The organism is Corallococcus praedator, from assembly GCF_003612125.1.
Lineage (GTDB): Bacteria > Myxococcota > Myxococcia > Myxococcales > Myxococcaceae > Corallococcus > Corallococcus praedator.
Genome location: NZ_RAWI01000554.1, coordinates 1 through 4,866, shown reverse-complemented (window position 1 = coordinate 4,866; position 4,866 = coordinate 1). Strand labels below are relative to the sequence as shown.

Below are 4,866 nucleotides of genomic sequence, written 5' to 3'. Positions count from 1 at the left end.
CACCCGCCCCAGCCCCCGGAGCCGGACGAGGATGACCGCTTCGTGGAAGCGAAGCTGGCCCAGGCGAAGCAGCTGATGGACCAGTACCTCAACCTGCGCAAGTAGGGGCGGGCAAACAGGGGCGCCCCATGGTACAGGGGCGCACATGCCCAAAATCCGCAAAGTGCTCGTCGCCAACCGCGGCGAGATCGCCATCCGGGTAATGCGCACCTGCAAGGAGCTCGGCATCGCCACGGTGGCCGTGTACTCCGAGGCAGATCGCTCCGCGCTCCATGTGCGCACCGCCGACCAGGCCTTCCTCGTGGGTCCCCCGCCCTCGCGGGAGAGCTACCTGGTCCAGGAGAAGATCCTGGAGGTCGCGAAGCTGTCCGGCGCGGACGCCATCCACCCCGGCTACGGTTTCCTCTCCGAGAACGCGTCCTTCGTGCGCGCCTGTGAGAAGGCCGGCATCACCTTCATCGGTCCGCCCGCCGCCGCCATGGACGCCATGGGCGAGAAGACCCGCGCGCGCGCCAACATGATCAAGGCCGGCGTGCCCGTCGTCCCGGGCTCCACCGAACCCATCCACACGCCCGAGGAAGCGCGCGAGTACGCGCAGAAGATCGGCTTCCCCATCATGCTCAAGGCCGCCGGCGGCGGCGGTGGCAAGGGCATGCGCCGGGTGGAGGGCCTGCACGACTTCGACTCCGCGTGGCGCTCCGCCAAGAGCGAGGCGATGAGCTCCTTCGGCAACGACTCGGTCTACATCGAGAAGTACCTGGAGAAGCCCCACCACGTCGAGATCCAGGTCTTCGCCGACCAGTACGGCAACACCATCCACCTGAACGAGCGCGAGTGCTCCGCGCAGCGCCGTCACCAGAAGGTGGTGGAGGAGACGCCCAGCCCCATCCTCACGCCGGAGTTGCGCGCGAAGATGGGCGAGGTCGCGGTGAAGGCGGCCAAGGCCGTCAACTACGTGGGCGCCGGGACGGTGGAGTTCCTGGTGGACGTGCACCGCAACTTCTACTTCCTGGAGATGAACACCCGGCTCCAGGTGGAGCACCCGGTGACGGAGTGGGTGACGGGCCTGGACCTGGTCGCCATGCAGATCCGCGCCGCGGAAGGGGAGAAGCTGCCCCTGTTCGAAGCGCCGGAGCCGCGCGGCCACGCCATTGAAGTGCGCGTGTACGCGGAGGACCCGTCGCGCAACTTCATGCCCAGCCCCGGCAAGATTACGTACCTGCGCGTGCCGGGCGGGCCGAACGTGCGGGATGACTCGGGCGTGTTCGCGGGCTTCACGGTGCCCAACTTCTACGACCCGATGATCTCCAAGCTGTCCGTGTGGGCGCCCACGCGCGCGGAGGCCATCGCGCGGGCGAAGCGGGCGCTGTCCGAGTACGTGGTGAAGGGCATCACCACCAACATCCGCTACCTGAACGGCATCCTGTCGCACCCGGAGTTCGTGGGCGGCGACTACGACACCAGCTTCCTCACGCGCGAGCACACGGCGCTGCTGGGCAGCGAGGACACCGGCTTGAGCGAGGTGGCGCTGCTCGCCAGCACGCTCCACGCCTTCCAGCGCGACCAGAAGCGCGCGAAGACGCTGCCCTCGGGCGCGGGCGGCGGGGCGGGCAATGGCCGCATCAGCCCGTGGCGTCTGGCGTTGAAGAGCCGCCGCCGCTGAAGCCGTCTTCCTTGCGCAAGCCTTTCGGAAGGACCTTTTCCCCATGCGTTACTTCACGAAGCAGCAGGGCCAGAAGGAAGCGGTGGCGGTGGACCTGGAGTCCCTGGGCCAGGACCGCTACCGGCTCACGTTGAACGGCAAGACGTACCAGGTGGACGCGCTGTCCGTGGAGCAGGGCACGCTGTCCCTGCTGGTGGACGGCCAGTCGTACAACGTCGAGTTCGAGGAGAACGGCGACGAGATCGGCACCCTGGTGCGCGGGCAGGTGAACCGCGTGGACGTGGCGGACGAGCGCAAGCTGCGGATGCGCGCGGCGGCCGGCGGCTTCTCCGTCGAGGGCAAGCAGACCATCCTCGCGCCCATGCCCGGCAAGGTCGTGAAGGTGCTGGTCAAGGTCGGTGATGAGGTCACCGAAGGCCAGGGGCTCGTGGTCGTGGAGGCCATGAAGATGGAGAACGAGCTCAAGAGCCCCAAGGCCGGCAAGGTGACGGAGGTGTTCGCCAGGGAAGGCACCGCCGTGGAGAACAACGCGAAGCTCGTCGTGGTGGAGTAACCCACCCGTTTCCCCGCTCCGCGCAGCCCCGAGGTTCAAGCCCCATGGACATGCTCTGCACGCTGCGCAGCGCCACCGAGACGCAGCTCCAGGCCCTGCGCAAGGCCCCCAAGCAGTTGGAGGCCTTCCTGGAGGACGAGGAGGACTTCGGCGACGCGAAGGGCGCGGCGTTCCTGGAGCTGGACATCGGCGAGGCGTGGCACGGCCTCCAGTTCCTGCTCACCGGCACCGCGTGGGAAGGCACCCCGCCCTTGGACTTCCTGGTGCGCGGCGGCGAGGACGTGGGCGACATCCCGTCCGATGAAGGCACCGCGCGCGTGTTCGACGCGGCCGGGGTGAAGGCCCTGGCGGAGGCGCTGAAGAAGGTGTCCGAGGACACGCTGCGCCAGCGCTTCGACCCGGCGCGGCTCCAGGCGGAGGACATCTACCCCGGCACCTGGGAGGAAGAGGAGCCGGCGGAGGACGTGGATCCGCTGGAGGAGCTGCTCTCCTACTTCGTGGAGCTGCGGAAGTTCACCGCCGCCGTGGCGAAGCGCGGCCACTCGCTGCTCGTGCACATCGGCTGAAGTCCCGCCGGGACGGCGTTCAGGCCGCCGTCCAGGTGCCCCACACGTCGTGCCCCAGCTTGAGCACCAGCGCGGCCACCACACCCAGCACGACGATGCGCACCAGCTTGTCGCCGCCCTTCACCGCCACGTGCGCGCCCAGCCACGCGCCAGTGAACTGCGCCGCGGCCATGGGCAGCGCCACCTTCCACAGCACCACGCCCTTCAGCGCGAAGAGCGCCACCGACGCCAGGTTGGAGGCGAAGTTCACCACCTTCGCGTCCGCGGACGCCCGCGCCAGCCCGTGGCCCAGCAGCGACGAGAAGGCCACGATGAGGAACGTGCCGGTGCCCGGACCGAAGAAGCCGTCATAGGTCCCGATGCAAAGCGCGATGAGCGCGCCGATGGCCTGCGCGCGCGGCCGGGGTGAGGGCTCCACGCCGTCGCGCTTCGGCGGCGTGCGGCGGAAGGCCAGGAACACCGCCACCGCGATGAGCAGCACCAGCACCAGCGGCTTGAGCACCTCCGGACGCAAGAGCAGCACCAGCGCCGCGCCGCCGAACGCGCCCATCAGGCCAAAGGGGAACGTCACCTTCGCCAGTTGCTTGTCCACGAGCCCCGCGCGGGCGAAGCGCACCAGCGCCGCGCCCGAGCCGAACACGGACTGGCCCTTGTTGGTGCCCAGCGCGATGTGCGCGGGAAAGCCCGCCGTCAGCAGCGCCGGCAGCGTGATGAGCCCGCCGCCTCCCGCGATGGCATCCACGAAGCCCGCGCTCAACGCGGCAAGACAGAGCAGCAGGAGCTTCAACGCGCCGACATCCAGGTCCACGTGAGGCCCGCCTCCCAGCGGGTGGCGCCCGCTTATCACCCCCGCGACAGGCCGTCCTGGCCGGTTGCTTGCGTCACGCTGAAGCTTGGGGGTCAATGCGGTCATGCTCGCGACCTTGATGACCGTGCTGGCACTGACGCTGGCCGCGCCGCCCTCTCCGCCTGACGCGTCCACCGCCACGTGCCGCTCCATCGACGGGCACGTGTCCTGTGGCTACGCGTGCAAGTCGGATGGACAGCGGGTGCGGTGCGCCCAGACGCTCCAGGGCCGCTGTACGGTCATCGACGGACAGGCCTCCTGTTTCGACCCGCCCGCCTACGTGGTGAAGGCGTACGGCGCCGCGCTGCCAGAGTCCGAGTGCAAGACCATCGACGGGGTGGTGGGCTGTGGCTATTCGTGCGTCACCGACTTCGGCAAGGTGAAGTGCGCCCGGACGCCCGCGGGCGTGTGCAAGAGCCAGAGCGGCAACGTGACGTGCTTCGACCCGCCCGCCGCGGTGTTCGCGGTGTACGGCAAGCAGGTGCCGCGCGCGCAGTGCGTCAGCAACGGCCTGCAGATGGCGTGCGGCTTCAACTGCGTGAACGCTTCCGAAGGTGTGCGCTGCGCGAAGACGCCCGTGGGCGTGTGCAAGGCCCAGAACGGCAGCCTCACCTGCTTCGACCCGACGCCCGCGGCGCTCTGCGCGTGGGGGAAAGGTCTGCCCACGCCCCAGTGCAAGCTGAGCGAGACGGGCCCGGTGTGCGGCTTCAACTGCACCACGGCGTACGGCAAGGTGGCGTGCGCGGGCACCCCGGCGGGCATCTGCAAGGTGTTCGACAGCGAGGTGTACTGCTTCGACCCGCCCGCCGAGCAGCAGGCCGACGCGGCGTGCCTGGCCAGCGTGGGTCTGGCCGCGCTGGACGGCGCCGCGCCTTGATTCGACACCCGCCGGTCTCCCCCCGGTGGTCGTGTGCTTGGACCTTCGGGGAGGCGGCGGTAAAATTGCGCCATCCCGGCACTGGCGGGATTGGGAGCAGGACGGCACATGGCGGAGGGTGAGGTCCGGCAGTACTGGGTCCGCAACGATCGGGGCACCACGTGGGGGCCGTTGACCGCGCCCACCATCGAGCTGCTCATCGACAGTGGCGCCATCCAGGGCAGGATCCAGGTCTCCAACGACGGCCTGCAGTTCGCCTTTCCGTGGCGCTTCCCCGAAGTGCGCGACGTCTTCCCCCGGGAGCTGTGGGGGGATGGCGCGCCCGCGTCGCTGCTGCAATCCGCGCCCGTCGCCCCGCCC

Annotated in this window: 5 protein-coding genes and 1 pseudogene; 5 read left to right on the top strand and 1 reads right to left on the bottom strand. The window is 69.5% G+C overall.

The annotated features are described in order from the left end of the window. The first annotated feature begins 145 nt into the window (after positions 1-145). From accC to D7Y13_RS38575, 3 genes are read left to right on the top strand one after another with little or no spacing between them, the layout of a single operon-like run. Positions 146-1,663 carry an acetyl-CoA carboxylase biotin carboxylase subunit gene (gene accC / locus D7Y13_RS38585; RefSeq protein ID WP_120537895.1) on the top strand — a complete coding sequence of 506 codons (1,518 nt, stop codon included), beginning with the start codon at positions 146-148 and terminating at the stop codon, positions 1,661-1,663. A gap of 43 nt (positions 1,664-1,706) precedes the next feature. Continuing rightward, positions 1,707-2,216 (top strand): biotin/lipoyl-containing protein, encoded by a 510-nt coding sequence (locus tag D7Y13_RS38580; RefSeq protein WP_120537896.1) that lies wholly within the window; start codon positions 1,707-1,709, stop codon positions 2,214-2,216. A gap of 44 nt (positions 2,217-2,260) precedes the next feature. Continuing rightward, positions 2,261-2,782, top strand: coding sequence for a YfbM family protein (locus D7Y13_RS38575; protein ID WP_120537897.1), 522 nt, complete (start codon positions 2,261-2,263; stop codon positions 2,780-2,782). A 19-nt stretch (positions 2,783-2,801) separates the two neighbouring features. Here D7Y13_RS38575 and D7Y13_RS38570 read toward each other — a convergent pair whose 3' ends face one another. Then, on the bottom strand, positions 2,802-3,590 hold the full coding sequence (locus D7Y13_RS38570) for a TSUP family transporter (RefSeq protein WP_120586059.1): 789 nt from the start codon (positions 3,588-3,590) through the stop codon (positions 2,802-2,804). 103 nt (positions 3,591-3,693) lie between these two features. Here D7Y13_RS38570 and D7Y13_RS38565 point away from each other — a divergent pair, with 103 nt between their 5' ends. Continuing rightward, entirely contained in the window at positions 3,694-4,506 is an 813-nt protein-coding gene (locus tag D7Y13_RS38565) for a hypothetical protein (protein ID WP_120586060.1), read from the top strand. Between the two features lie 108 nt (positions 4,507-4,614). Next, positions 4,615-4,866: pseudogene (locus D7Y13_RS38560) on the top strand (molecular chaperone DnaJ); the annotation flags it as partial.

Coding starts and splice junctions, on each gene's coding strand:
- accC (WP_120537895.1), top strand. CDS start 146: ATGCCCAAAATCCGCAAAGTGCTCGTCGCCAACCGCGGCGAGATCGCC.
- D7Y13_RS38580 (WP_120537896.1), top strand. CDS start 1,707: ATGCGTTACTTCACGAAGCAGCAGGGCCAGAAGGAAGCGGTGGCGGTG.
- D7Y13_RS38575 (WP_120537897.1), top strand. CDS start 2,261: ATGGACATGCTCTGCACGCTGCGCAGCGCCACCGAGACGCAGCTCCAG.
- D7Y13_RS38565 (WP_120586060.1), top strand. CDS start 3,694: ATGCTCGCGACCTTGATGACCGTGCTGGCACTGACGCTGGCCGCGCCG.